Source organism: Sphingobium sp. WR1 (assembly GCF_059693745.1).
Map to the genome: position 1 here is coordinate 347,574 of NZ_JCATID010000003.1, position 21,302 is coordinate 368,875.

Annotated in this window: 20 protein-coding genes and 1 pseudogene; 10 read left to right on the forward strand and 11 right to left on the reverse strand. The window is 61.7% G+C overall.

Features of this window, described 5'->3' with window-relative positions; all coding sequences use genetic code 11:
* Positions 1 to 44: 44 nt before the first annotated feature.
* The 5 genes and pseudogenes from AC58EF_RS06485 to AC58EF_RS06505 form a co-directional block, all read right to left on the reverse strand.
* Positions 45 to 755 (reverse strand): IS6 family transposase, encoded by a 711-nt coding sequence (locus tag AC58EF_RS06485; RefSeq protein ID WP_497275390.1) that lies wholly within the window; start codon positions 753 to 755, stop codon positions 45 to 47.
* Positions 736 to 1,461, reverse strand: coding sequence for a LysR substrate-binding domain-containing protein (locus AC58EF_RS06490; RefSeq protein WP_497275444.1), 726 nt, complete (start codon positions 1,459 to 1,461; stop codon positions 736 to 738). The genes AC58EF_RS06485 and AC58EF_RS06490 overlap by 20 nt, the downstream gene beginning before the upstream one ends.
* Before the next feature lie 84 nt (positions 1,462 to 1,545).
* Positions 1,546 to 1,686, reverse strand: a pseudogene (locus AC58EF_RS06495) (helix-turn-helix domain-containing protein); the annotation flags it as partial.
* 47 nt (positions 1,687 to 1,733) lie between these two features.
* Positions 1,734 to 2,237 (reverse strand): Rid family hydrolase, encoded by a 504-nt coding sequence (locus AC58EF_RS06500; protein ID WP_497275391.1) that lies wholly within the window; start codon positions 2,235 to 2,237, stop codon positions 1,734 to 1,736.
* A complete protein-coding gene (locus tag AC58EF_RS06505) occupies positions 2,234 to 3,340 on the reverse strand; it encodes an alpha/beta fold hydrolase (protein WP_497275393.1) in 1,107 nt (368 codons plus the stop codon). The genes AC58EF_RS06500 and AC58EF_RS06505 overlap by 4 nt, the downstream gene beginning before the upstream one ends.
* Positions 3,341 to 3,731: 391 nt before the next feature.
* Between AC58EF_RS06505 and AC58EF_RS06510 the strand changes: the two genes are divergently transcribed.
* Positions 3,732 to 4,553, forward strand: coding sequence for an MBL fold metallo-hydrolase (locus AC58EF_RS06510; RefSeq protein ID WP_497275395.1), 822 nt, complete (start codon positions 3,732 to 3,734; stop codon positions 4,551 to 4,553).
* 25 nt (positions 4,554 to 4,578) lie between these two features.
* Here the strand turns inward: AC58EF_RS06510 and AC58EF_RS06515 are convergent, their stop codons facing one another.
* Positions 4,579 to 5,469 carry a LysR family transcriptional regulator gene (locus AC58EF_RS06515; RefSeq protein WP_497275445.1) on the reverse strand — a complete coding sequence of 297 codons (891 nt, stop codon included), beginning with the start codon at positions 5,467 to 5,469 and terminating at the stop codon, positions 4,579 to 4,581.
* A 272-nt stretch (positions 5,470 to 5,741) separates the two neighbouring features.
* Between AC58EF_RS06515 and AC58EF_RS06520 the strand changes: the two genes are divergently transcribed.
* Positions 5,742 to 6,728: an NAD(P)H-binding protein gene (locus tag AC58EF_RS06520; protein ID WP_497275396.1), complete on the forward strand. Its 987-nt coding sequence runs from the start codon at positions 5,742 to 5,744 to the stop codon at positions 6,726 to 6,728.
* 193 nt (positions 6,729 to 6,921) lie between these two features.
* On the opposite strand, the gene gor is transcribed toward AC58EF_RS06520, so the two are convergent.
* Positions 6,922 to 8,271 (reverse strand): glutathione-disulfide reductase, encoded by a 1,350-nt coding sequence (gor, locus tag AC58EF_RS06525; protein WP_497275398.1) that lies wholly within the window; start codon positions 8,269 to 8,271, stop codon positions 6,922 to 6,924.
* Between the two features lie 37 nt (positions 8,272 to 8,308).
* Here gor and AC58EF_RS06530 point away from each other — a divergent pair, with 37 nt between their 5' ends.
* The 7 genes from AC58EF_RS06530 (at position 8,309) to AC58EF_RS06560 (ending at position 15,761) form a co-directional block, all read left to right on the forward strand.
* On the forward strand, positions 8,309 to 9,295 hold the full coding sequence (locus tag AC58EF_RS06530) for an SDR family NAD(P)-dependent oxidoreductase (protein ID WP_497275399.1): 987 nt from the start codon (positions 8,309 to 8,311) through the stop codon (positions 9,293 to 9,295).
* 206 nt (positions 9,296 to 9,501) lie between these two features.
* Positions 9,502 to 10,353, forward strand: coding sequence for an acetoacetate decarboxylase family protein (locus AC58EF_RS06535; RefSeq protein WP_497275401.1), 852 nt, complete (start codon positions 9,502 to 9,504; stop codon positions 10,351 to 10,353).
* Between the two features lie 75 nt (positions 10,354 to 10,428).
* Positions 10,429 to 10,821 carry an EthD domain-containing protein gene (locus AC58EF_RS06540; protein WP_497275402.1) on the forward strand — a complete coding sequence of 131 codons (393 nt, stop codon included), beginning with the start codon at positions 10,429 to 10,431 and terminating at the stop codon, positions 10,819 to 10,821.
* An 82-nt stretch (positions 10,822 to 10,903) separates the two neighbouring features.
* Positions 10,904 to 12,583 (forward strand): FAD-binding protein, encoded by a 1,680-nt coding sequence (locus tag AC58EF_RS06545; protein ID WP_497275404.1) that lies wholly within the window; start codon positions 10,904 to 10,906, stop codon positions 12,581 to 12,583.
* Between the two features lie 148 nt (positions 12,584 to 12,731).
* On the forward strand, positions 12,732 to 13,325 hold the full coding sequence (locus AC58EF_RS06550) for an NADPH-dependent FMN reductase (protein ID WP_497275406.1): 594 nt from the start codon (positions 12,732 to 12,734) through the stop codon (positions 13,323 to 13,325).
* A 165-nt stretch (positions 13,326 to 13,490) separates the two neighbouring features.
* Positions 13,491 to 14,753, forward strand: a complete 1,263-nt coding sequence (locus AC58EF_RS06555; RefSeq protein ID WP_497275408.1) for a cytochrome P450 — start codon at positions 13,491 to 13,493, stop codon at positions 14,751 to 14,753.
* Positions 14,754 to 14,804: 51 nt separating this feature from the next.
* Positions 14,805 to 15,761 (forward strand): NAD-dependent epimerase/dehydratase family protein, encoded by a 957-nt coding sequence (locus AC58EF_RS06560; RefSeq protein ID WP_497275409.1) that lies wholly within the window; start codon positions 14,805 to 14,807, stop codon positions 15,759 to 15,761.
* Positions 15,762 to 15,881: 120 nt separating this feature from the next.
* Here AC58EF_RS06560 and AC58EF_RS06565 read toward each other — a convergent pair whose 3' ends face one another.
* On the reverse strand, positions 15,882 to 16,298 hold the full coding sequence (locus tag AC58EF_RS06565; protein ID WP_497275411.1) for a nuclear transport factor 2 family protein: 417 nt from the start codon (positions 16,296 to 16,298) through the stop codon (positions 15,882 to 15,884).
* Positions 16,295 to 17,050, reverse strand: coding sequence for an SDR family NAD(P)-dependent oxidoreductase (locus tag AC58EF_RS06570; protein WP_497275412.1), 756 nt, complete (start codon positions 17,048 to 17,050; stop codon positions 16,295 to 16,297). The genes AC58EF_RS06565 and AC58EF_RS06570 overlap by 4 nt, the downstream gene beginning before the upstream one ends.
* 198 nt (positions 17,051 to 17,248) lie before the next feature.
* Between AC58EF_RS06570 and AC58EF_RS06575 the strand changes: the two genes are divergently transcribed.
* A complete protein-coding gene (locus AC58EF_RS06575) occupies positions 17,249 to 18,310 on the forward strand; it encodes an NAD(P)-dependent alcohol dehydrogenase (RefSeq protein WP_497275414.1) in 1,062 nt (353 codons plus the stop codon).
* 12 nt (positions 18,311 to 18,322) lie between these two features.
* On the opposite strand, the gene AC58EF_RS06580 is transcribed toward AC58EF_RS06575, so the two are convergent.
* Both AC58EF_RS06580 and AC58EF_RS06585 read right to left on the reverse strand, forming a co-directional pair.
* On the reverse strand, positions 18,323 to 18,649 hold the full coding sequence (locus tag AC58EF_RS06580) for a hypothetical protein (RefSeq protein WP_497275416.1): 327 nt from the start codon (positions 18,647 to 18,649) through the stop codon (positions 18,323 to 18,325).
* Between the two features lie 56 nt (positions 18,650 to 18,705).
* Positions 18,706 to 20,970, reverse strand: a complete 2,265-nt coding sequence (locus AC58EF_RS06585) for a TonB-dependent receptor (protein WP_497275418.1) — start codon at positions 20,968 to 20,970, stop codon at positions 18,706 to 18,708.
* Between the last annotated feature and the right edge of the window lie 332 nt (positions 20,971 to 21,302).

Here is a 21,302-nt window from a genome sequence, read left to right on the forward strand (position 1 = left end):
AACTCGTCTCCACCAGATGCCTTTCGGGCCTGGAGGGCAGGGGGTTATGCCATGAGGGACTGCCACTCGGCCTGGGCGGCCGAGCGTCTCTCCTTGTAGGTTTTCCGATCAGTGAGGTGGCGTTCGAGAGAGAAGTGATTGTGGAAGCTGGCATGCACGGAAGCGAATTTCTGTAGCGCCTTCATTCGCCTGAATCTGAGCATCGCTCGCTCCCTTCTTCGCAGGGGTTGGTGACTGTTTTCGACCCTGTTGTTAGCCCAGCGACCGATCTCCTGCCGATCACGGATGCCGATTTCATTGAGCGCGGCACCGTAGGATCGCAGGCCGTCGGTGGTGACAATCTCAGGCGATCCATGGCGCCGCAGCGCCTTCTTCATGAAAGCCAGAGCTGCCCTTTTATCACGGGTTTTCGTGACATAGCTCTCGAGAACCTCACCTTCATGATCGACGGCGCGCCAGAGATAGACCATCTCGCCATTGATCTTCAAGTACATCTCGTCGAGGTGCCAGCGCCACTGCCGGAAGCCCTTCATGCGGCTGACCCGCTGCTGGCGGATGTCGCTGGCGAACAGCGGACCGAACCTGTTCCACCAGAGCCGCACCGTTTCATGGCAGATATCGATGCCGCGCTCGAAAAGCAGGTCTTCGACATTCCGCAGTGATAGAGGAAAGCGCACATACATCATGACCACGAGCCGGATCACTTCAGGTGACGAGTTGAAGTAGCGAAACGGGTTACCGACGGGCTTGGTCATGCCCACAAATACCGCGCTGCCGTTTGCTTTGACAGTGCCCGCCCGCGCAATAGCGGCTGAACTCCGACACGAGATGCTCGAACACCGCCGCGACGCGGGGGACACGACGCAAATCCTCGTGCGCTACGACCCAGCTCTCGATCCGGTGGACGATGATATCGGGAAGGACCGCGACCAGGTTGGGATCGGCAAGCCCTATTGGCTGTTGGACGATGCCAATCCCAAGGCCTGCACGGATCGCCGCAAATTGCGCGGGATGGCTGTCGGTGCGGACCAGAAATGCCTGGCGCGTAATCGCAGGGTCGAGGTCCTCGGCCAGGGCGAGGTCGGCCCGGGCGCGATCCGAGCCGATCAGGGCATGGCCGGCAAGTTCGGCGAGCGTTCTGGGCGCACCGTGCTGCGCGACATAGTCACGGTGCGCGAAGAAGCTGAGCGGAATAGCGCCGACATGCTTCGCGATTAATGCCCCCTGTTTGGGCGCATGCATGCGGATCGCGATGTCGGCTTCCTGACCGAGCATGTCCGCGGCTTCATTGCTGAGGGCGATTTCGACGATGATCGCCGGATGGCGCTTGCGAAGCGATGCGAGCATGGGCGGGAGGACGAGTGCGCCAACAAAGTCTGAAACGCTGAGCCGCACTATGCCCCCCACCTCGCCGGGCGGTGCGGAAGCGGTTCGGACGAAGGCTTCGGATGCGAGCGCCATCTGGCGGGCATGCTCGCCAAGTTCGCGCGCCTGGTCGGTCGGCTCGAGACCATTGACCGATCGCGTGAAGAGCATGGTGCCAAGTGCTTGTTCGAGCGCTTCGATCCGATGCCGGACCGTGGGCTGCGCGACACCGAGCTTTCTTGCGGCCGCCGAAAGGCTTCCGCCTTCGAGGACCGCGAGAAAGGCTCGTTGGTCATCCCAGTCGATCGGACGATTGCTCATGCCTCCTGTCTAACGAATGGTGGCATTGGGGCAATGGGATGGTTCGTTCATGGCGCCTTCGCCGCGGTTGCCTCGATTTCAACGAGATAGCCCGGTGCGGCCAGCGCGCTGACCTGGACTGTCGACCGCGCCACCGTTGCCGGATTTCCAGCCGTCCGGAAATATTGGTCGAAACCGGCATTCATACCGGCAAAATCCATGCGCCCGCCGAGCGCAGGATCGCCGACCAGGAAGATTGTGAGCTTGATCACATCGCGCATCGAGTATCCGCGCTTGGCGAGAAGCTTTTCGATCTTTGCGAGGACGCTCCCTGTCTGAGTGCGTGTATCGCCGAATGTGGTGGTGGCCACGTCCGAGCCTTTGACAGGCGAGGCGACCTGTCCGCTCAGATAGAGGGTTGTTGCCGTGCCCGGAACCGAGACGCTGTCGAGGATGCGGCTGCCCGTCTCGCCGTGCCGCTTGATGCTCTGCGCCGAAGCTTGTGCCGGTGTCAACGTTAGAAGGGCCATTGGCAGCGCCCATCGCAACGCATTCGATACCGTCATCTTCATTCTCCTTGATTGCCGGCCTTGGCCGGTTGCGATGCTGATGTGGAACCAGCAAGGAAGGTCGCAATGGCGTTTGCCATTGCGCGATAGTCTGCAGATTCTGGCCGCGCGCTGACCATCGCGTGGCCGGCATCCGTTTCGATCGCCACGAAGCGCGGGGCACCGAGCCCGCGACGGAGTTCGTCGGTCAGATAGGCAGGGATGGTGCGGTCGCTTGTGCTCGAGATGATGAGCGACGGCGCACGGACCCGAGAAAGCGCGGCTCGCATGTCACCCCCGAAGGGTTGCGAGACATCGTGATGCGCGCTGGCGTTATAGCGCCAGAGGATGTCGGTGGGATCCCAGCGGTCGGCCCAGCCATCGCCGAGTGCCTGCGCCTCGGCCTGGGCGACCTCGGACGGACGGGCCGCCAGATAGGCGTCGCTGCGAAGCCACGGGAAGAAGATCCGGGCCGCTTGCCGAAGACCCGCGGTGGGGCGCTGCCCATAGCGGCCATCGGCATAGTCCGCGTCCCCGGCTATCGCGTTGCGCATCTGCTTCACAATCCCGCGCAGGTGGCCATCGCTGCGCGCGGCAGGGACGATCAGGATCAGTCGATCCATCGCGTTGGGATAGGTAACGCCCCACTCGATCGTCTGGAACGACCCCATCGAGGCTCCGCCGACCGCGACGAGGTGGGGAACCTTGAGCACATGTCGGACGAAGTCGTGCTGTACCCGAACCATGTCCCGGATCGTGTATCGCGGAAACGCCGTTCTAAGGCCCTCGGAAGGCCGCGACGATTGCCCGCCGCCGATCTGGTCGACCACGACAATGTAAAAGCGATTGGTGTCATAGGTCTTTCCAGGGCCGATGAGCGCGTCATAGGCATGCCGGGTCGCACTGGTTTCGGGAAGCAGAAGAATGACGTTGTCGCGCGCCGGCGACATCGTACCGAACGCTACATAGCCTACCTTCATATGGTCGATCGAGCCGCCCTGTTCGAATTTGAAGCGACCGAGATCGGCGACGCCCTCATAGGTGGAACGGGCAGCGGGTTCGGCATGGCCGGTGGCCTGCGAGGTCACTGCAGTTTGGATAGCGTTTGCGGCCGGGACCAGAGCCACGCTAGATAGAAGCGCGAGAGCGAGCCGCGATATTAGCGAAGTTCTCATGGCAACAATTCCTCATCTGGATTTGACTGCAACATAAAGGCGCGTTCGGGCGGCAGCCACCAAGACCGTCATCGAGGGGCTCTATGGCACCCATGGATCGCGCTTATTTCTCAGGCCATGCGATGTTTATTATCTGGTCTTCCGGCACGCCATTCCGTGTCAGGCAACCGGAGAATTCGAGATGAACAGCAACTTCTTTCGTGCGGCGGCAGGCGCTCTTCTGCTTGCCTCTACATCGCCGATCCTCGCGCACCAGCCGGACGCCTCCGCAGTCACCGCTGCGGGCGTCCCCAAGGAGCAGACAGCCCGCGCCTATCGTCTCGCGCTTGGCGATTTCCAGATCGTGGCGCTGTCGGATGGCACCGTGCCGCTCGACCTTCACAAGATCATGACGGGTACCAATGAAGCGGAGATCGATGCACTTCTCGCACGCAGCTTTCTTGCGAACCCAGTCGAGACCTCGATCAATGCCTATGTGATCGAGGCGGACGGGCGTGTGTTGCTGGTCGATACGGGGGCAGGCGAGCTCTTTGGCCCGGTAGGTGGGAAGCTGGTCAAGAGCTTGGCCGCCGCCGGCTATCGCCCGGACCAGATCGACGACATCCTCATCACCCATATTCACGCCGATCATAGCGGTGGATTGACCATCGGCGGCAAGATGCTGTTTCCAAACGCAACGATCCATGTCGGCAAGGGCGATGTCGATTTCTTCCTCGACAAGACGAACGCCGCCAAGAGCGGGTACAACCCGAAATCGTTCGACGAGGCCGAGCGGACGGTCGCACCCTATATCCGCGCGGGCAAGGTGAAGACGTTCAGCGGGCAAACCGAAATTTTCCCGGGAATCATGGCCGTGCCGACGCCGGGCCATACGCCAGGGCACGCCTTCTTTCACGTCGAAAGCAAAGGGCAGGCGATCGAGTTCTGGGGCGATATTCTGCACATCGGGTCGTTGCAGTTTCCCAAGCCGGACATCACGATCAACTTCGACGTCGATTCGCCCGCCGCGCGAAGCCAGCGACTGGTACAGTTCGCCAAGGCAGTCGGCGAAAAGAAGCTTGTCGCGGCTTCGCACCTGCCTTTTCCGGGCATCGGCCATTTACGTGCCGAGGGAGGGGGATACAGCTGGGTCCCCGTCGATTTCCGTGACCGCGTCGGCGATTGACGCCAGCCACGGAACCGGTCGGGACCTATTTGGACTGGTCGAGACTTGCCATGCGCGCTGCGGCGAAGATCTGTTCCCGCAGCCAGCTATGGGCGGGATCATTCTGCATGCGCGGATGCCAAAGGGCGGTGAGCTTGAAGCGTTCGAGGACGATCGGCGGTTCGAAAAAGTCGAGCGAGGCGGCAAAACGTTCAAGGAAGCGTCGTGGCAATGTGCAGACGCAATCGCTGGTTGTAAGGATGAGCGGGGCGACGGCGTAGCTTTGCAGCGAAACCGTCACCCGACGTGCTCGCCCTTGCCGGGCGAGGGCTTCGTCCACGACCCCCGCGAAGCTTCCCCCATCCGCGGAAATGAGGAGGTGCTCGACGGCGCAGTAAGCGTCGAGATCGAGGGGGCCGGTCCCACGCGGATGCCCCTTGCGCTGGGCGGTCAGGAAATCCTCGTCGAACAAGGTCCGGCCGATGAAGTCCGGACCGGTGACCTCGGGAGATCCGATCAGCAGGTCGACCACGCCATTTTCGAGCTGCGTGGCGATCTCGGTGCGCACCGGCATCACGAACGCAAGTCGGACATTGGGCGCTATCGCCTGGACTTGCTGGACGAGATCGGGTGCGAGCATGGCGGCGGGGTTGTCGTGGAGAGCGATCGAGAAGCTGTGTGTCGATGTCGCGGGGTCGAAGACTTCTGTACCGACAAGTCCGCGCAGTTGATCGATGACTCCAGCTATCGCGGGTTGCAGCGCGAGTGCCCGCGGCGTTGCGACCATGCCGCGTCCCGAAGCGGCAGGAACGAAGAGCTGATCGTCGAATATTCGCCGCAGCTTGGCAAGTCGAGCGGACATGGCAGGCTGGGTAATGCCGAGGTCTATAGAGGCGTGTGTAACATTACGGTGCCGAAGGAGAGCCTCGAGGGTCATTAGGAGATCGGCGCTCAACTCGCCCGGTTGACTGGTCAAGGCCTACTCCCTTGGCTGCGACGAGATCAATCCATCGTCTAGGGGCCTGATTGCGCCGTCGCAAGTCTTCCGGGTGGTCCGAAAAAGAGCGCGCGCTCCGCGTCCGGCCGGTGAGGTTGGTGCGCTGGCTGAAAATGATATCTGAACCAAGCTCATCAAAATTTGACTAGCTGATCAACGATTTTCAACAATTTAATACAAGTGTGGTTTTCGCCAATTGTTGAGCATCAACTATGGAGGTGATCATGAGCAAGAAAATTGAACGCGCGGCCTTGGTCTTGGGTGCGACGGGCGGAGTGGGCAGCGCCGTTGCCGAGGCGCTGCTCGCGGCTGGATGGAAGGTGCGGGCGCTGGTCCGCGATCCTGCGGCCGCTGCCAAGCGTTGGACCGGGCGGACCGCGATCCCCGAATGGCATCGGGGCGATGCAATGGTCCGCGACGACGTGGTTCACGCAGCCGAAGGTGTCCAAGCGATCGTGCATGCCGTCAACCCGCCAGGTTACCGCAATTGGGGCAAGCTCGTCCTCCCGATGATCGACAACAGCATTGCGGCGGCGCGCGCGGCTGGAGGTGCTCGCATTGTCCTGCCCGGCACAATCTATAACTTCGATCCGGGCCGCACGCCGCTGATCGATGAGCACACGCCGCAAACGCCGCAGTCGCGCAAGGGAGCGATCCGCGTTGCCCTTGAGCAACGGCTTGAATCGGCCGCACCCGAGGTGCCGAGCCTCATCGTCCGCGCGGGCGATTTCTTCGGACCACACAGCGGATCGAGCTGGTTCGGCCAGGCCATGGTGAAGCCGGGGATGCCCGTGAGCCAGATTGTCAATCCAGGCCTACCCGGCATCGGTCACAGTTGGGCCTATCTGCCCGATCTTGCCAGCACGATCGTCGATCTCATGGAGCTGGGCGATCGGCTCGAGCGGTTCGAGCGCGTACAATTTGAAGGTTTCTGGGACGAGGATGGTGTAACGATGCCCGAACTCATCCGCAAGGCGACCGACAAGCCGACACTGCCCGTTGGCAAATTCCCCTGGTGGCTGATGGGCCTGCTTTCGCCCTTCGGCGGTTTCCCCCGCGAAGTGATGGAAATCAGGCCCTATTGGCGGGCGCCGGTCAAGCTTGACAATCAGCGGATCAACAAGCTGCTTGGCAAGGAACGTCGTACTCCGATTGACCAAGCGGTCAAGGAGACGCTGCGTGGACTGGGCTGCATCTGAATGCGATGATGCCGGCGTCCTGCGGCCATATGCGCGGCATTAGAGCGTTTTCCAAGCAGATAGAAACGCAGTTCGGCGAAGCCAACCATCTGCTGACTTACGAAAACGCGGTAAAACAAAGACCTAGGGCAGCCGAACCGATGCAATCGGATCGGAATCTGCTCTAGGTGACAGCGCCCGGCAAAGTGCCGGGCTATCCTTTCAGGAGAACGAGTTCCTCGGCCATGCTGGGGTGCAGTGCGACGGTCGCATCGAAATCGGCCTTGGTCAGCCCCGCCTTCACCGCGATGGCCGCCGCCTGCAGGATTTCCGGCGCGTCGGGCCCGATCATGTGCAGGCCGACGACCTGATCGGTCGAGGCGTTGACGATCATCTTGTAGAGCGCCCGTTCGTTGCGGCCCGCGAGTACATTCTTCATCGCGCGAAAATCGCTGGTGTAGGTACGGATGCTTCCGAGTTTGTTGCGTGCCTCGGCTTCGGTCATGCCGACCGCGCCGATCGGCGGATGGCTGAACACTGCGCTTGGGACATTGGCATAGTCGATCACGGTCGGCTTACCCCCGTAAAAGGTGTCGGCAAAAGCCTGCCCCTCGCGGATCGCCACGGGCGTCAGCTGGATGCGGTCGGTGACGTCGCCGACGGCATAGATGCTCGGTACCGACGATTGGTTCGCTTCATTGACCCTGACTGCGCCCTTGTCGTCGAGCTCGACACCCGCCACCTCGAGGCCCAGGCCCCTGCTGTTCGGAACGCGGCCCGCGGCGACGACGACCGCGTCTGCCCTGATCGAGTCGCAGTTTTCGAGATGTACGGTCAGCGATCCGTCGCCATTCTTCTCGATCGATTTGAACGGGGCGTTGAACTTGAAGTCGATGCCCTTGGTCATCGAAATCTGGAGCAGCCGGTTGCGGATCTGCTCGTCATAGCCGCGCAGGATCGTGTCGCTGCGGTTGACGATCGTGACCTTGCTGCCGAATTCGTTGAAGATGCCCGCGAACTCGTTGGCGATATAGCCGCCGCCTGCGATCACGACGCGCTTCGGCAAGCTGTCGAGATGGAAGACCTCGTTTGATGTGATCGCATGCTCGCTGCCGGGAAATACGGGTACATGGGGCCAGCCGCCAGTCGCGATCAGGATACGCTCGGCTGTGATGTCCGGTCCGGCGCCCACCCTCAGCTTCTGTGGCCCGCGCACGCTCGCCCGGCCTCTGAACAAGGTGACCTTGTGGTTGTCGAGCGTCTTGACATAAAGGCCCTCGAGACGGTCGACCTCAGCGAGCACATTGTCGCGAAGGCGATTCCACTCGAACTCGCACTCGGGCACGTCCCAGCCGAAATTACGCGCGTCCTTCAAATCTTCCGCGAAATGGGCGCCATAGACGAGCAGTTTCTTGGGCACGCAGCCGCGGATCACGCAGGTGCCGCCGACCCGATACTCTTCTGCCACCGCGACGCGCGCGCCGTGCGAGGCCGCTACGCGAGCGGCGCGCACACCGCCCGAGCCGGCGCCGATGACGAAGAGATCAAAATCAAATGGGGGCATCAGGTCTCTCCCGGAGCGGATCGCGGTCTGAGTACCGATGACCTGCGGACGACGCCATCTGCGTGATTTTGTCAAAATGATCGCTTCATGGGCTGCGCGTTGCGTCGACGCGCGTATCAGCGGCAAAAAAGGAACGGATTTATCAACTCGGGCGGGGTTCCCAAAAAACCTGCGTGCGTCATGGTCGGATGGTTTCGGACGAGGGCGCGAGAGGCGTCTGTTTTTGCAGACTGGGAGATTATCGGAAATGGCTGGAAGACTGGATGGACGGACCGCGATTGTAACGGGAGCCGCCGACGGGATGGGTCGCGCTATCGTGCAATTGTTCGTTCGCGAAGGTGCCAATGTCCTGGCGACGGACATCAATGGCGAGAAGCTGGAGCTGGCTTATAAGGGCAGCGCATCCGTCGCGACCGTCGCGACCGACATCACCGCGCCCGGCGCCACCGACCGGATCGTCGAATCGGCGGTCGCCGCATTCGGGGGGGTCGACATCCTGGTGAACGCGGCCGGCATATTCCAGTTCGTGCTTGTCGAAGAGATTACGCGCGAAGTCTGGGACCGTATGATGGCCGTCAACGTCACCGCGCCCATGGAGCTGACGCTCAGCGCTCTTCCAGAGCTCAAAAAGTCCGGTAGCGGCCGCATCATCAATATTGCCTCGATCAACTCGAAGCTCGCGCGCCGGGGATCCTCGGTCTATACGACCAGCAAGCACGCCATCGCCGGTCTGACGATCAGTCTCGCGGTCGAGCTCGGCGAGCATGGGATCACCGCAAATTACATCAACCCCGGCACGATCCTCACGGGCATTACGCGACCCTTCATGGAGCGTCCGGAGTGGAAGCATTATATGGAAAACCAGAATGTGCTGGGCCGGATCGGGCAACCTGAGGAAATCGCGCATGCTGCGCTCTATCTCGCCGATGCGACATCGGGTTTCACTACGGGGCACGGCTTGACGGTGGATGGCGGCTATACCGCGCGTTTCGACGACGGCGGGCTTGTCGAGAACGTTGGCTAAATCCAAACCGGCCGGGCGCACGCGCCCGGTCACTGGCCTTGCCGGAGAATGGATATACTTCCTCGGTTGGCGACGCGTGGATTCGCCAAGTCATGATCGAAAATCCACTCCGATTGCGGCTATGCAAGAGGCCGCGGCTGCGGCCCAATGAAACCTGCGATATCGACGAGTCGGCTTTGAGCGACCCCGCGAAATGGAGAGTATGAATGAGCACTTATGAGAAGCCGTTCACCGGTGGCATCCTCAATCTCACGGGTTGCCGGCCCGGCGAGGCGTTCCAGCATGATGGTCTCGCCTTTCCCGACATGGCGATCTTCATGGTGCATTTCACCAGCACCTATGAAGCGATCGAAAAGCTTATTCTCCCGCCGCCGCTCAAGGCGGACCGCGATTTCCCGCCTGAAGTTCAGATGTGGTATTTCACGAGCCGCAGCACGCGCCCCATGGACGGACGTGTGACGCCCTATCAGGGTTTTCAGTTCCGTGCGCGGACCGAGTTCAACGGCGTGAAGGGAGCTGCGGGCTGGGAATATATTGACGGTCTCTATGGCGACAAGACCGAGTGCGACATCATGGGTCCCTGGGGTGTCTATTTCGGGATGCTCAAGAAGATGGGCGATATCCGTTTCATTCCGCTGGGCGTTGACGAGTTCGAGATGAGCGTCACCCGTCGTGGCGTGCGGCTGATCACAATGCGCATGCGCATCGGCGCGGAAAAGACGGCGGAAGAAGTCGCGGCCATGAACAGCGGTGGTTATGAAACGCTAACGGTCCGTGAGGTGCCCGACGTCAACTATACCGGTTTTGTCGACCGGGCCGTCTGCTGCACCCCGACGCACGAAACCAACCAGATTCTGCGGGCCTGGAACGCGAGCGACGCGTCGGTGGAATTTGGGCATCTTGAGCTCGATCCGCTCGATGAGTTGACCGTCCTCAGCGTCAATTCGGCGATTGCCTTCAATGCGACCGCAACCTCGGAGACCTTCAAGCAGATGCGGATCCTGGGGCATCTGCCGCGCGACGTGGCCGCGCAGCCCGACGCGATCGCGGCGGAATAAGGAATGGCAGCGGCGCGGACCGCGCGCCGCTTCACTCGCCAATCTCGGCGCGTATCGTGATTTTCCAGGAGCCTCATGAAGATCATCTGCTTTCTCAAGAAGAAGGAAGGAATGTCGGACGCGGCGTTCAGGGCCTATTATGAGGGGAACCACGCTCCGCTCATCAATAGCCTGCTGCCCTTCTTTTCCGATTATCGTCGCAACTATCTGGTCCCCGACGAAAGCTACGCGCCCGCGCATGTCGAAAACAACGACGCAAGGCCAGCCTTCGATGTGATTACCGAGATCAGCTTTGCGAACCGCGCGGATTATGACCGCATGAACGCGGCGATCGCCGATCCCGCGATCGGCGACCGCATCGCCCGCGACGAGGAGAATCTCTTCGACCGGTCCGCGATGGCCATGTACGTGGTGGACGAGGTCCAGGGCGGCTCGAACCGTCCTGTTGCTACCGAAAGCGCCGTCTGAGCGAGGTGACCGCGGTCAAATCAGCCGCACACCGCTCGGAGTTCCTAGCGGAATGCGGTGATGCCTGCAGGGAGAGATAGGCATGGATCGCCATCCCGCACTTTCGGCGGACGCGAACGTCGAGCCGCCGCTGGTGGTCGAGATGGCGGACCAGATCGACTGGTCCGACACCGCCGATGTCGTCGTCGTCGGATTTGGCGGCGCCGGTGCAGCTTCGGCGATCCAGGCCGCGGAGGAGGGCGCCCGCGTGATGGCGTTCGACCGCTTTGCGGGCGGCGGCGCCACCGCATATTCCGGTGGAATCTATTATGCGGGGGGAACCGCGATCCAGCGCGAGGCGGGCTATCATGATTGCCCCGAGGCGATGGAGATTTACCTAGCCGAAGAGGGAACCCCCGTCGGCCAAGCCACATTGCATCGCTTCTGCAAGGAAAGCGCCGCGAATTTCGACTGGGTTAGGGGCCATGGCGTGTCCTATGACGCGGCGCTTTACAAAGGGAAGGGCTATCCCCCCGGAGACAAGTTTCTTTATTTCAGCGGCAACGAAACGTCGGCGCAGTTTCGAGATCTCGCAAAGCCGGCGCCGCGTGGGCATCGCGCGGTCGGAAAGGGGTTCACCGGCTATGTCTTTTATGGCGCGCTGAAGACGGCGGCGCTTGCCGCCGGTGTTCGGCTCGTTCCGCATGCGCCCGTCCGGCGGCTGATCCAGGATGCTGCGGGGCGGGTCCTCGGGATCGAGGCCGACATTTTATCCCCCGACAGCCACCAGGAACATGATAGGCTCTACAAGATCGTCAATCCCTATGTGCCGATGTCGGGGAAGAGGGCCGAGGAGGCAATCGCGCGCTGCGCGATGCTGGAGCGCGAGGCGCCAGTCGAGCGTCGCCGCATCCGCGCGCTCGGCGGTGTGATCCTCGCGAGCGGCGGCTTTGTGTGCAATCAGGCGATGCTCCGCCGCTTTCGCCCGGCCATCGCCGACGCGAGCGAGGCGATCATGCGCAACGGATCGATGGGGTGCGACGGCAGCGGCATCGCGCTCGGCGAAACCGTTGGCGGCGTCCCCAGATTGATGGAAAGCGCCTTTGTTGGCCGGTCGATTGCGCCTCCGGAGGTCTTTGTCGGCGGCCTTCTCGTCAACGAGGCAGGTGAACGCTTCATTCGCGAGGATGCCTATCTCGCGAACGTCGGGGGTGCGATCTCGGAACAGACGGGCGGGGGCACCGCCTATCTCATCATCGACGCGCGTAACTTCTGGTCGAGCGTTCGGACATCGATCTTCATGGGGAAAGGCCTCTTCCTGATGTGGGGCGCGCCGACGCTCCTCAACCTTTTGCTCGGCGGCACGCGGCGGGCACGCAGCCTCGCGCGCCTGGCGCGCAAATGTGGTCTTGATCCCTACGGTCTCGAGCAGACGATACTCCGCCACAACGCGCGCGTCGCGAGCAGGAGTGCCGATCCTCTCGGCAAGCTCCCCGAAAACATGCGCAGGCTCGAGGGCGACAGCTACTATGCGGTCAACATGTCGACCTGGAACAAATATGGCATGACCTTCGTGTTTACGCTCGGCGGTCTTGACGTGAACGAGGCGAATGGCGCGGTGACAAACATCTCGGGTGCCGATATCCCGGGACTTTATGCTGCGGGGCGATGTGCCGTCGGCCTATGTTCAACCAGCTATATGAGCGGAATGTCGCTCGCCGATGGCGTGTTTTCTGGGCGCCGGGCCGGGCGGAGTGCTGCGCAGGCCTCTCGGATGCGGTAGAGCAGGCGTCGATTGCGTCGACTCGTTTGGCCAGGACAAGAAAGGATCGCTTTCGCAAAGCTGCGCCGGTGGCCGCTGGCGACTGCCCGCATTAGGTGTGCAAGCTGCAGCCCGGCATCCTGTCGCGGCATGGGCGGAGGATTGAGCGATGGCGCGAAAGCCACTGGTGATCGGCATTGGCGGAAGCACCACGCCTGGATCGTCGACCGAACAGGCGCTGGCGCTGGCGCTTTCTGCGGCGCGCGATGCCGGTGCGGAGACCAAGCTTTTCGGCGGCGCCATATTGACTGGCTTGCCGCATTACCTTGCGCACGGAGATCGGTTGCCCGATGATGCCGTGGCGATGATCGACGCGGTGCGGGCGGCCGACGGTGTGATTTTTGCCAGCCCGGGCTATCACGGATCGATATCGGGCGTGGTCAAGAATGCGATCGACTATATCGAAGAAACGGCGCGCGATGAGCGCGTCTATCTTGATGGCCTGCCTGTCGGCTTGATCGCTACCGCATATGGTTGGCAGGCGACGGGAAGTACTCTCGCCGCGTTGCGGTCCATCGTGCACGCGTTGCGCGGTTGGCCGACGCCTCTCGGCGGTGCGATCAATACGACGGGCGGCATTTTCAAGGACGGCGTCTGCAGCGAGCCCCGGTTCGTTGCCCAACTCGAGGAGATCGGGCGCCAGGTCTTCGAATTTGCGCTTTTGCGAATGCAGAATCGGGCGGCCCGGCCGGCCGCGGCCTGATTGACGCTTCAAAGCGCGTAGAACCAACCGGGCTGTCGGTCATGGCTCGCTTCGCCCATGAAATGCGCGCTTTGCGCATGTGGCAGTCTTTGCCCGTTTCCGTACGACGCTCGATAGTGTCTTCAGTACCGGGCATCTCGACCTGGACGCTACTGGAGAGCGGATATGGACAGCAGCTTCGAGGGGCCGGAAAGCGCCGCGTGCCCGATCAGTTTCAGCGATCCCGAGCTTCGCAAATGCCCCTTTCCGGCCTATCACCAATTGCGATCCGAGCATCCGGTCTACAAGGATCCAGTCAGCGGCAATTTTATCCTGACGCGCTATGACGACGTCCGCAAGGCGGTCCTCAACACCAAGACTCTCTCCAACCGTACCGGCGTTGTTCTTACGCGTTCGTCGAGCGTCAGTGACGAGGTTGACCGCATGTTTCGCGAAACTGGCTGGCTTCCCATGGATACGCTGGTGACCAATGACCCGCCCCAGCATCGGACCTATCGAGCCCTCGTGGACAAGGCCTTCGTGCCCGCCAGGGTTGTGGCGCTCGAGCCGCAGATCGAGGCTGCGGTCGATAACCTCATCGACGCATTCATTGATGCCGAGGAGGTCGATTTCTTTGCGGCCTTCGCGATGAAGCTACCGATCGTTGTATTCACCGACATCCTGGGCGTCACCGAGCGTGACATTGACACGTTCAAGCATTGGTCGGACGTCGCCCTCGAAAGCAGCAATCCCGTTCTCCCGCCGGAGCGCGAACTGGAAATCGTACCCATTGTCACCGAGCTTCAACGCTATCTCGCGCGCAATGTGGAACGCGTTCGCGCCGCGCCCGACGATAGCCTGCTGAGCACGCTCGTCCACGCTGAGATTGATGGCCGGTCGCTCGACATGCAAGAGCTGGTGAACATTCTTTTCCTGCTGTTCATTGCCGGTGGCGAGACGACGGCCAATGCTATCGCTGGCGGGATGAAGCTTCTCATCGAAAATCCCGGCCTTGCCGTGCAGATTCGTGACGATCCCGCGAAAATGGCCGCCTTCGTCGAAGAAACATTGCGGATCATGGCGCCGGCCACCACCATGTTTCGCCGAGCGACCGACGACATCGAGATCGGGGGTGTCGGCATTCCTAAAGACGCGATTATCGAAACGCGCTTCGGGGCTGCCAACCTCGACCCGACGGTGTTCCCCGAGCCCGAACAGGTCGACCTCAATCGAGCGAACGGCCGGGCGCACCTGACATTCGGGGCCGGCATCCACATGTGCATCGGCAATCAGCTGGCGCGCGGCGAATTACGGCTCGCCTTCACGGCGCTGGTTAACCGGCTCGAAAATTTCCGGCCGTCGCGAGGCGAGGACAGCTATGCCTATACCTCGACCTATGTTGCCTATGGGCTTACCGAACTGTGGCTGGCGTTCGATCGCCGTCGTTAAGCCTGACCACCGGCATTCATGCGGCCCCATTCGACAAGGGAGCATTTCACCATGAAGATTCTGATCATCGGGGCGACGGGATATGTCGGCTCGGCCGTCGCGCGGGCCTTCGCCGCGCGCGGTGCGAATGTCTACGGTCTCGCTCGCAGCGACGGCAACCGATTGGCGCTTGTCGATGCCGGCGTGGTGCCTGTAGTTGGCAGTCTCGATGATCTCCCCGCGCTGACGCATCTGGTGGGCAGTTTCGACACCGTGGTGATGGCGGCGATGGTTCCCTTCGAGGCCGAGGCCCCGATCATGCAGGCGCTCATTGACGGATGCCGGGATGGCGAGAAACAGTTGCTCTTCACATCGGGCACGGGCGTACTTTCGATCGAAGCCAGGGACGGCGCCTGGAATCAGAACTGCTTTGTCGAAGACGATCCCTTTCCGTTTCCGGCGCGTCCGAACCGCGCTGTGCGGATCGAGACCGAAAGGCTGGTTCGCGAGGCGTCTGGAGGAGGCCTTCGTACTTTCGTCATTCGCCCGCCACTGATCTACGGGCATGGCGGTAGCATCCAGATCCCGCAGATATTTGAATCGGCGCGCAAGATGGGGGCGGCCTGCTATCTTGGGCATGGCCTCAATCTCTATTCGGCGGTGCATGTCGACGACCTGGCCGAAGCTTATTGCTTGGCGGCAGAAAAAGGGACGCCTGGCGCCCTCTATCATACGGTCTCGGGTGAGGCGAACTTCCGGACCATAGCGGAGGCGGTAGCGACCGTTGTCGGCTGCGGAACCCGATCACTCGACTATGAAGCGGCCTGTACGCTCTGGGGCGAATTCTGGGTCGATATCGCCCTTGCGGTAAATAGTCGCTCGATCGCGCGGCGGACCGTGGACGAGCTCGGCTGGGTACCGCGCCATCTCGACGTCATCGAGGATATTCGTAGTGGCTCCTACGCCAAGCGCTATCGTGAGGGCGGTGGGGACGGCGCGCGCGAATTCGTTTGGGCCAGCCACGGCTAGAGCGGGAAGAGCTTCGATTGCATCGGATCGCTCGCTCTCGGCACTTCGTTTGCCGCGATGTGCGAGCCATCAGGCGATTCTGCCTGATTTCAAATCGCTCTAGGCGGCTGGCCTGTCTGCTCAAGACTCGAGGAACGCGGCCACTTCGAAGTGATCGAGGAACTCGCGGATGGAACGGATGTGGCCACCGTCGATCTCATACTGCATCAGATAATCGTTGCGATATTCCCTGGCGCCGAGCCGCCCATGCGAGACCGCTTCGATCGCGACCCGGTTCCCTTCGGCAGTCGTGCCCGTGACGGTGAATGCAAAGCTGTCCAGCGAGCCCAAAAAACCCCGCAGATTGGGCATGATCTCGGCTATGCTGCGCGCTCCGCCATAGGCGACCTTGTCCGGCCGCCCGACCACCCACCAACTGGCATCCTCGGTCGTGAGGGCTGCCATCTCGTCGAACTCGCGCCGTGAGAGATGTTCGCAGAAGCGGAGCACCAGCGCGCGGCTCTCGTCGGGTCCATTCTCTGTTGGCTGCCCGGTCATACGAGCATCCCCCCGTCGACCGCGATGCTCTGGCCGGTGATCATCTGGCTGCGGTCGCTCGCAAGGAACAGCACAAGTTCGGCAACCTCATGCGGTTCGACCAGCCGCCCCAGTTTTGCCATGCTCGTCACCGCGGCGTACCATTCCGCGGGGTCGCCGCCGTGCGTCGCCTCCTGTGCGGTACGTTCGATCATCCGGCTCCTAACGGTGCCGGGGTGAATGGAGTTGCACCGGATGCGCCGCGGCGCCGCCTCGACCGCGAGCGAACGCATCAGGGCGATAAGGCCGCCCTTGCTTGCCGAATAGGCCGAGTAAGCCGGGATGCCCATGAGCCCTGCGATTGACGATGTCAGGATGATGCTGCCGCCGTCCGACATCACCGGCAGAAAATGCTTCACGGTCAGGAACGCGCCGGTCAGGTTGACTGCGAGGACGCGGTCGAAGATCGACTTGTCGAGGTCGGGTAGCGGTATGTGCGGCTGCTCGATACCTGCATTGACGAAGAGAATGTCGATCGGACCGAGCGCAGCCGAGGCCTCTTGCGCAGCGCGCGCCAGATCGTCTTCGCGCGTGACATCGGCGACCAGCGGGAGGCAGGTCGAGCCCAAGGCTTGCTTCGCTTCCTCGAGGGCCTCGGACGAGATATCGATCATGGCGAGGCGGGCGCTTTCACTCTGAAGCGCACGTGCCGTCGCCATGCCGATGTCGCCGGCTGCTCCGGTAATGGCGACTGTCTTCCTGTCCAGTTGCATGACCCTTACTCCCAATTGCCGGGCAGAGGCACGGCTTGGTCAGAGCCTAGGAGATCGCCCGGCGAATAGAAGCGGCGGGCGGCCGTGATGCGCTGTTTGAACAAATTTCGGTCGGGAACCGAAAGAGATCGGCAACCGTTCGCGCGGCCGACGCTGGCACATTGCCCTCGTCGACATTGGCCGGAACGGGAGATTGGAATGGGCGAGGTGAAGGGGACTCTGGCGGCGAGGGGTTATGCGGCCCATGGCGCGAGCGGAGACCTCGTGCCCTGGGACATCGCGAGACGGGCGCCCGGAGAACAGGATATTGTCCTGCGCATTCTTTACTGCGGTATTTGCCACAGCGATCTGCATGCGGTCGACAATGCCTGGGGCAACAGCCGTTATCCGCTCGTGCCGGGTCATGAAATCGTCGGCGAGGTTGTGTGGACCGGGAGTGATGTGCGGCGCCTGCGCACCGGAGATCGGGTGGCTGTGGGCACGATCATCGACTCCTGCCGCCGGTGCGCGCCCTGCGTCGCGAGAATGGAACAATATTGCGAGCAATTCCCGACATTGACCTATAATGGCGTCGATCGCCGGACGGGCGAAACGACCTATGGGGGGCTTGCCGACGGTCTCGTCGTTGATGAACGTTTCGCGTTCCGGCTTCCCGAAACGCTTGACCCCGCTCGGGCGGCGCCGCTGCTTTGCGCTGGCATCACCGTCTACTCACCCCTGCGGCATTGGCAGGTGGGGGAAGGCACGACCGTAGGGATTGTCGGACTAGGCGGTCTGGGTCATCTGGCGATCAAGTTTGCACGTGCTTTTGGTGCGCATGTCGTTCTGTTCACCACCTCCGAGGCAAAATGCGGCGACGCGCTGGCGCTTGGAGCGCACGAGGCTATCGTGTCGCGCGATGGCGATGCGATGGCCGAACAGACCAACCGGTTCGACTTCATCCTCGACACGGCGCCCTACGCCCATCGGCTCGATCCCTATCTCGCTGCGCTGAAGCTCGACGGAACCTTGTGCTCGCTGGGCCTGCCGGCGACGGGTCTGGATTTCGATCCGGCAATGCTTGCCGCGGGGCGCAAACGGATCGCAAGCTCGGGCGTCGGAGGGACCACCGAGATCGAGGAAATGCTCGATTTCTGCGGTCGCGCCGGCATTGCCGCGGATGTCGAGATCTTGCCGACGACGGCAGTCAATGAGGCGTTTCGTCGCTTGGAGCGGGGCGATGTGCGTTACAGGTTCGTAATCGATCTTGCTGCTGATTGATCGGCTTGTTGCTCAGTTGCGCTCGGCATAGACGGTTGCGAAGCAGCCCTCCATGTCGATCGCTTCGGAGATCGGCATGAGCGGACCGCCCGAGCGGGCCTGCAAGTCGGCGAGCGTTGCCGCCAGATCGTCGGTCTCGATCTCGTACAAAGCGAGATAGTCCCATGCCGGAACGCCTTCGCGCGGCGTCTGGCTGGGTGCCGTGACGAAGCGGCGGGCGCTGACGAACCCCGGAACCTTGAGGACGTCGTCCAGATGCTGGTCGTCATACCAGCGATTATAGTCTTCGGCGCATCCTGGCACGGGATTCGAGAGCACGACAAAATGATAGCGGGCCATATCGTTCACCTCAAAAAAAAAGGGCCCGACGATCGCCGGGCCCTTAGTGGGAGATTTCAGAATTTCACAAGCCAGTCGAAGCCGAAGCTGCGCGGTGCGCCCGGCATGGCGGAACTGCCGCGAGGCCCGTCGCTCTGGATCTGCGCGACATAATATTTCTCCTTCGTCAGATTCTTTGCCCAGAGCCGTATCGAAAAGCGGTCCCCCTCGCCGGGGAACGTATATTTCATCTGGGCATCGACAAGCGAGTAGGAGGGATGGCGCAGCGCATTGTCGGCATCCCAGGCAAAGCCGTCATTGTAGGAATAGTTGACGTCGAAATCGAAGGTGCCGAAGCGGGTTTCGACCACATAGTTGAGGCCCAGATTGGCGGTCCATTTCGGCACCCGCACCATGTCGTTGCCCGTCGCGTCGAAGGGCACGAAGCCATTGAGATATCCACCGACGGGCCCCAGGGCCGGATCGGTGTTGGGATTGATCACCGGCGTTTGGGCATTCGCAAAGTTGGTATACTTCGAGTCCAGATATCCGCCGCCGAAACGGAAGACCAGGCCGTCGGCAAGCGCCGCCTGTCCTTCGAGCTCCGCTCCGTAGATACGCGCCGATGGTGCATTGATGATCGTCACCGTCGGACCGTCGAACTGCTGGAACTGGGCGTTCTTGAAGTCATAGTAGAAGACGGCACCGTTCAGCCGCAACCGCCGGTCGAAAAGTTCCGACTTCAGCCCCATTTCGCTGGCATCGAGGATCTCGGGCTTGGCAGCGACCGGCAGGAAGGGGAGGGTGTTGAACAGTCCGGCTTTATAGCCGCGACTCTGCGACGCGTAGACCATGATGTCGTCGCTGAGCTTGTGGTCGAGCGACACCTTGTAGGTAACCTTCTTGAAGGTCGCCTCGCCGGTCACGATCGGGCCGGCGACAGGTGTCGCGCCCAAGAGATAGAAGTCGCTCCGCCCCATGCCGTCGAGCTTGTCGTGGGTGTAGCGCAGTCCGACGGTCAAATTGGTACGGGGACCAAGATGGACGGTACTCTGGCCGTAGATGGCGGCCGATTTAGCCTTCGACTGACCATAGGTGTCGCTGATCGCCGGGATGCCGCCGGTGAAGCTGTCGATCGCGGCCCCGGTGAAACGCGTCGGGAGATAGCCGGCTTTCGAATGGAGATAATAGGCGCCGACCAGCCAATCGAACGCCGAACCGGGATTGGACGCGAGCTGGATCTCCTGTGAGAATTGCTCGACCCGACCGTTGAGCTCGGCGCGAAGGAAATGCTGGCGTGAAAAATCCGAGTCAAAGGCGATGAAGCTTTTGTGTTCGCGATAAGCGGTCGTGCTCGTCACCGTGGCAAACGACAGCTCCTGCTCGATCCTTCCCGAGACGCCCCAGTCCTCGCTCTTGTACGCGGGCGCGTCGTCCGCTTCGATGTCGTAGAAGCCCAGCTCGGGCTGGACGCCGTAGGGCGGCAATTCGTAGCCGCGCGGAACACCGAAAAGATATTGGCTATGGGCCAGGAAGTCGTTGTTCGATTTATTGTAATCGGCGCTCAGCGTGATTGTGGTACCAGAGCCGGGCGCCCAGCGCAGCTTGGTCCGAACGGCCTTGGTCGTCTCGCGGCCCCAATCGTCGCCGGTGGCGACATTTTTACCCCATCCCTCGGCCTGGTCGATGATCAGGCCGGAGACGTCGATCGCCAGATTGTCTGTAATCCCCGTGGAGGCATAGAGGTTGCCCCGGAATGTCTGGAAATTGTCGTAGCCCACGCTGGCCTCGAGCGTCGGCCGATCGCTTGGATCGCGCGTGACGACATGTAGCAGGCCGCCGCTGGCATTGCGGCCGAACAGAGTGCCTTGCGGCCCCTTGAGCACCTCAATGCGCTCGATGCTGTTGAGCTGGAGCAATGTCGGAGGAACGCGGACGAGATAGACGCCGTCGATATAGACGGCATTGCTGGTCTCGTTACCGACCAGTGACCCGGGATTGCCGATACCGCGCAGGAAGGGCTGGACTCCGCCGCTGGTGGCAAAAACGCTGAGCGAAGGAACAAGGCGTCCAAGATCGGCAACATTGCTGATATTGGCGGAAGCGAGAGCCGCGCCGTCCACCGCGCTGACGGCGACAGGAACGTCCTGGAGCTTCTGGCTCCTCTTCTGCGCGGTGACGATGATATCCTGAAGGCCGTCACCGTCCTGCAGCGGTGCCTCTTCGGCGGCAGTCTGCGCCGCGTTTTCCTGGGCATAGGCCATGCCCGACCAGACCAGTGTCGTCGCGGATAATGTCGTCGCAATGCAGGTCGAACGGAAAAGTCGTGTCTTGGCTTTCAAGGCAAATCCTCCCTGGTGGTGCCGGGCCAATCGGCGGTGTTTGCTAGCCGGATACCTGCCCGGCATGACCTTGTGGCGCTCTGCTACTCGGCCCCTTCGCCCTACGGAATGCGCAGGGGATTTGCCTATTTGAGCTTTACTTTGGCGATGCGCGCCGGAGCGGGTGGGGGCCCTTGAGTCTACCGCCCGCCCACGCATATCGCGGGACAAGGCAGCCCCATCCGGCGGGCGGCGTGGTAGGAGGAGGTTCCCTTGGCCAAGGTGAAGGCCGCGATCATTGGATCGGGCAATATCGGGACGGATTTGATGATCAAGATGATCAAATATCCGCA

What these genes read in the sequence shown, in the direction of transcription:
- AC58EF_RS06485 (WP_497275390.1), bottom strand. Translation starts at nt 755, where the DNA reads ATGACCAAGCCCGTCGGTAACCCGTTTCGCTACTTCAACTCGTCACCT.
- AC58EF_RS06490 (WP_497275444.1), bottom strand. Translation starts at nt 1,461, where the DNA reads ATGGCGCTCGCATCCGAAGCCTTCGTCCGAACCGCTTCCGCACCGCCC.
- AC58EF_RS06500 (WP_497275391.1), bottom strand. Translation starts at nt 2,237, where the DNA reads ATGAAGATGACGGTATCGAATGCGTTGCGATGGGCGCTGCCAATGGCC.
- AC58EF_RS06515 (WP_497275445.1), bottom strand. Translation starts at nt 5,469, where the DNA reads ATGACCCTCGAGGCTCTCCTTCGGCACCGTAATGTTACACACGCCTCT.
- AC58EF_RS06520 (WP_497275396.1), top strand. Translation starts at nt 5,742, where the DNA reads ATGGAGGTGATCATGAGCAAGAAAATTGAACGCGCGGCCTTGGTCTTG.
- gor (WP_497275398.1), bottom strand. Translation starts at nt 8,271, where the DNA reads ATGCCCCCATTTGATTTTGATCTCTTCGTCATCGGCGCCGGCTCGGGC.
- AC58EF_RS06530 (WP_497275399.1), top strand. Translation starts at nt 8,309, where the DNA reads ATGACCTGCGGACGACGCCATCTGCGTGATTTTGTCAAAATGATCGCT.
- AC58EF_RS06535 (WP_497275401.1), top strand. Translation starts at nt 9,502, where the DNA reads ATGAGCACTTATGAGAAGCCGTTCACCGGTGGCATCCTCAATCTCACG.
- AC58EF_RS06540 (WP_497275402.1), top strand. Translation starts at nt 10,429, where the DNA reads ATGAAGATCATCTGCTTTCTCAAGAAGAAGGAAGGAATGTCGGACGCG.
- AC58EF_RS06545 (WP_497275404.1), top strand. Translation starts at nt 10,904, where the DNA reads ATGGATCGCCATCCCGCACTTTCGGCGGACGCGAACGTCGAGCCGCCG.
- AC58EF_RS06550 (WP_497275406.1), top strand. Translation starts at nt 12,732, where the DNA reads ATGGCGCGAAAGCCACTGGTGATCGGCATTGGCGGAAGCACCACGCCT.
- AC58EF_RS06555 (WP_497275408.1), top strand. Translation starts at nt 13,491, where the DNA reads ATGGACAGCAGCTTCGAGGGGCCGGAAAGCGCCGCGTGCCCGATCAGT.
- AC58EF_RS06560 (WP_497275409.1), top strand. Translation starts at nt 14,805, where the DNA reads ATGAAGATTCTGATCATCGGGGCGACGGGATATGTCGGCTCGGCCGTC.
- AC58EF_RS06565 (WP_497275411.1), bottom strand. Translation starts at nt 16,298, where the DNA reads ATGACCGGGCAGCCAACAGAGAATGGACCCGACGAGAGCCGCGCGCTG.
- AC58EF_RS06570 (WP_497275412.1), bottom strand. Translation starts at nt 17,050, where the DNA reads ATGCAACTGGACAGGAAGACAGTCGCCATTACCGGAGCAGCCGGCGAC.
- AC58EF_RS06575 (WP_497275414.1), top strand. Translation starts at nt 17,249, where the DNA reads ATGGGCGAGGTGAAGGGGACTCTGGCGGCGAGGGGTTATGCGGCCCAT.
- AC58EF_RS06580 (WP_497275416.1), bottom strand. Translation starts at nt 18,649, where the DNA reads ATGGCCCGCTATCATTTTGTCGTGCTCTCGAATCCCGTGCCAGGATGC.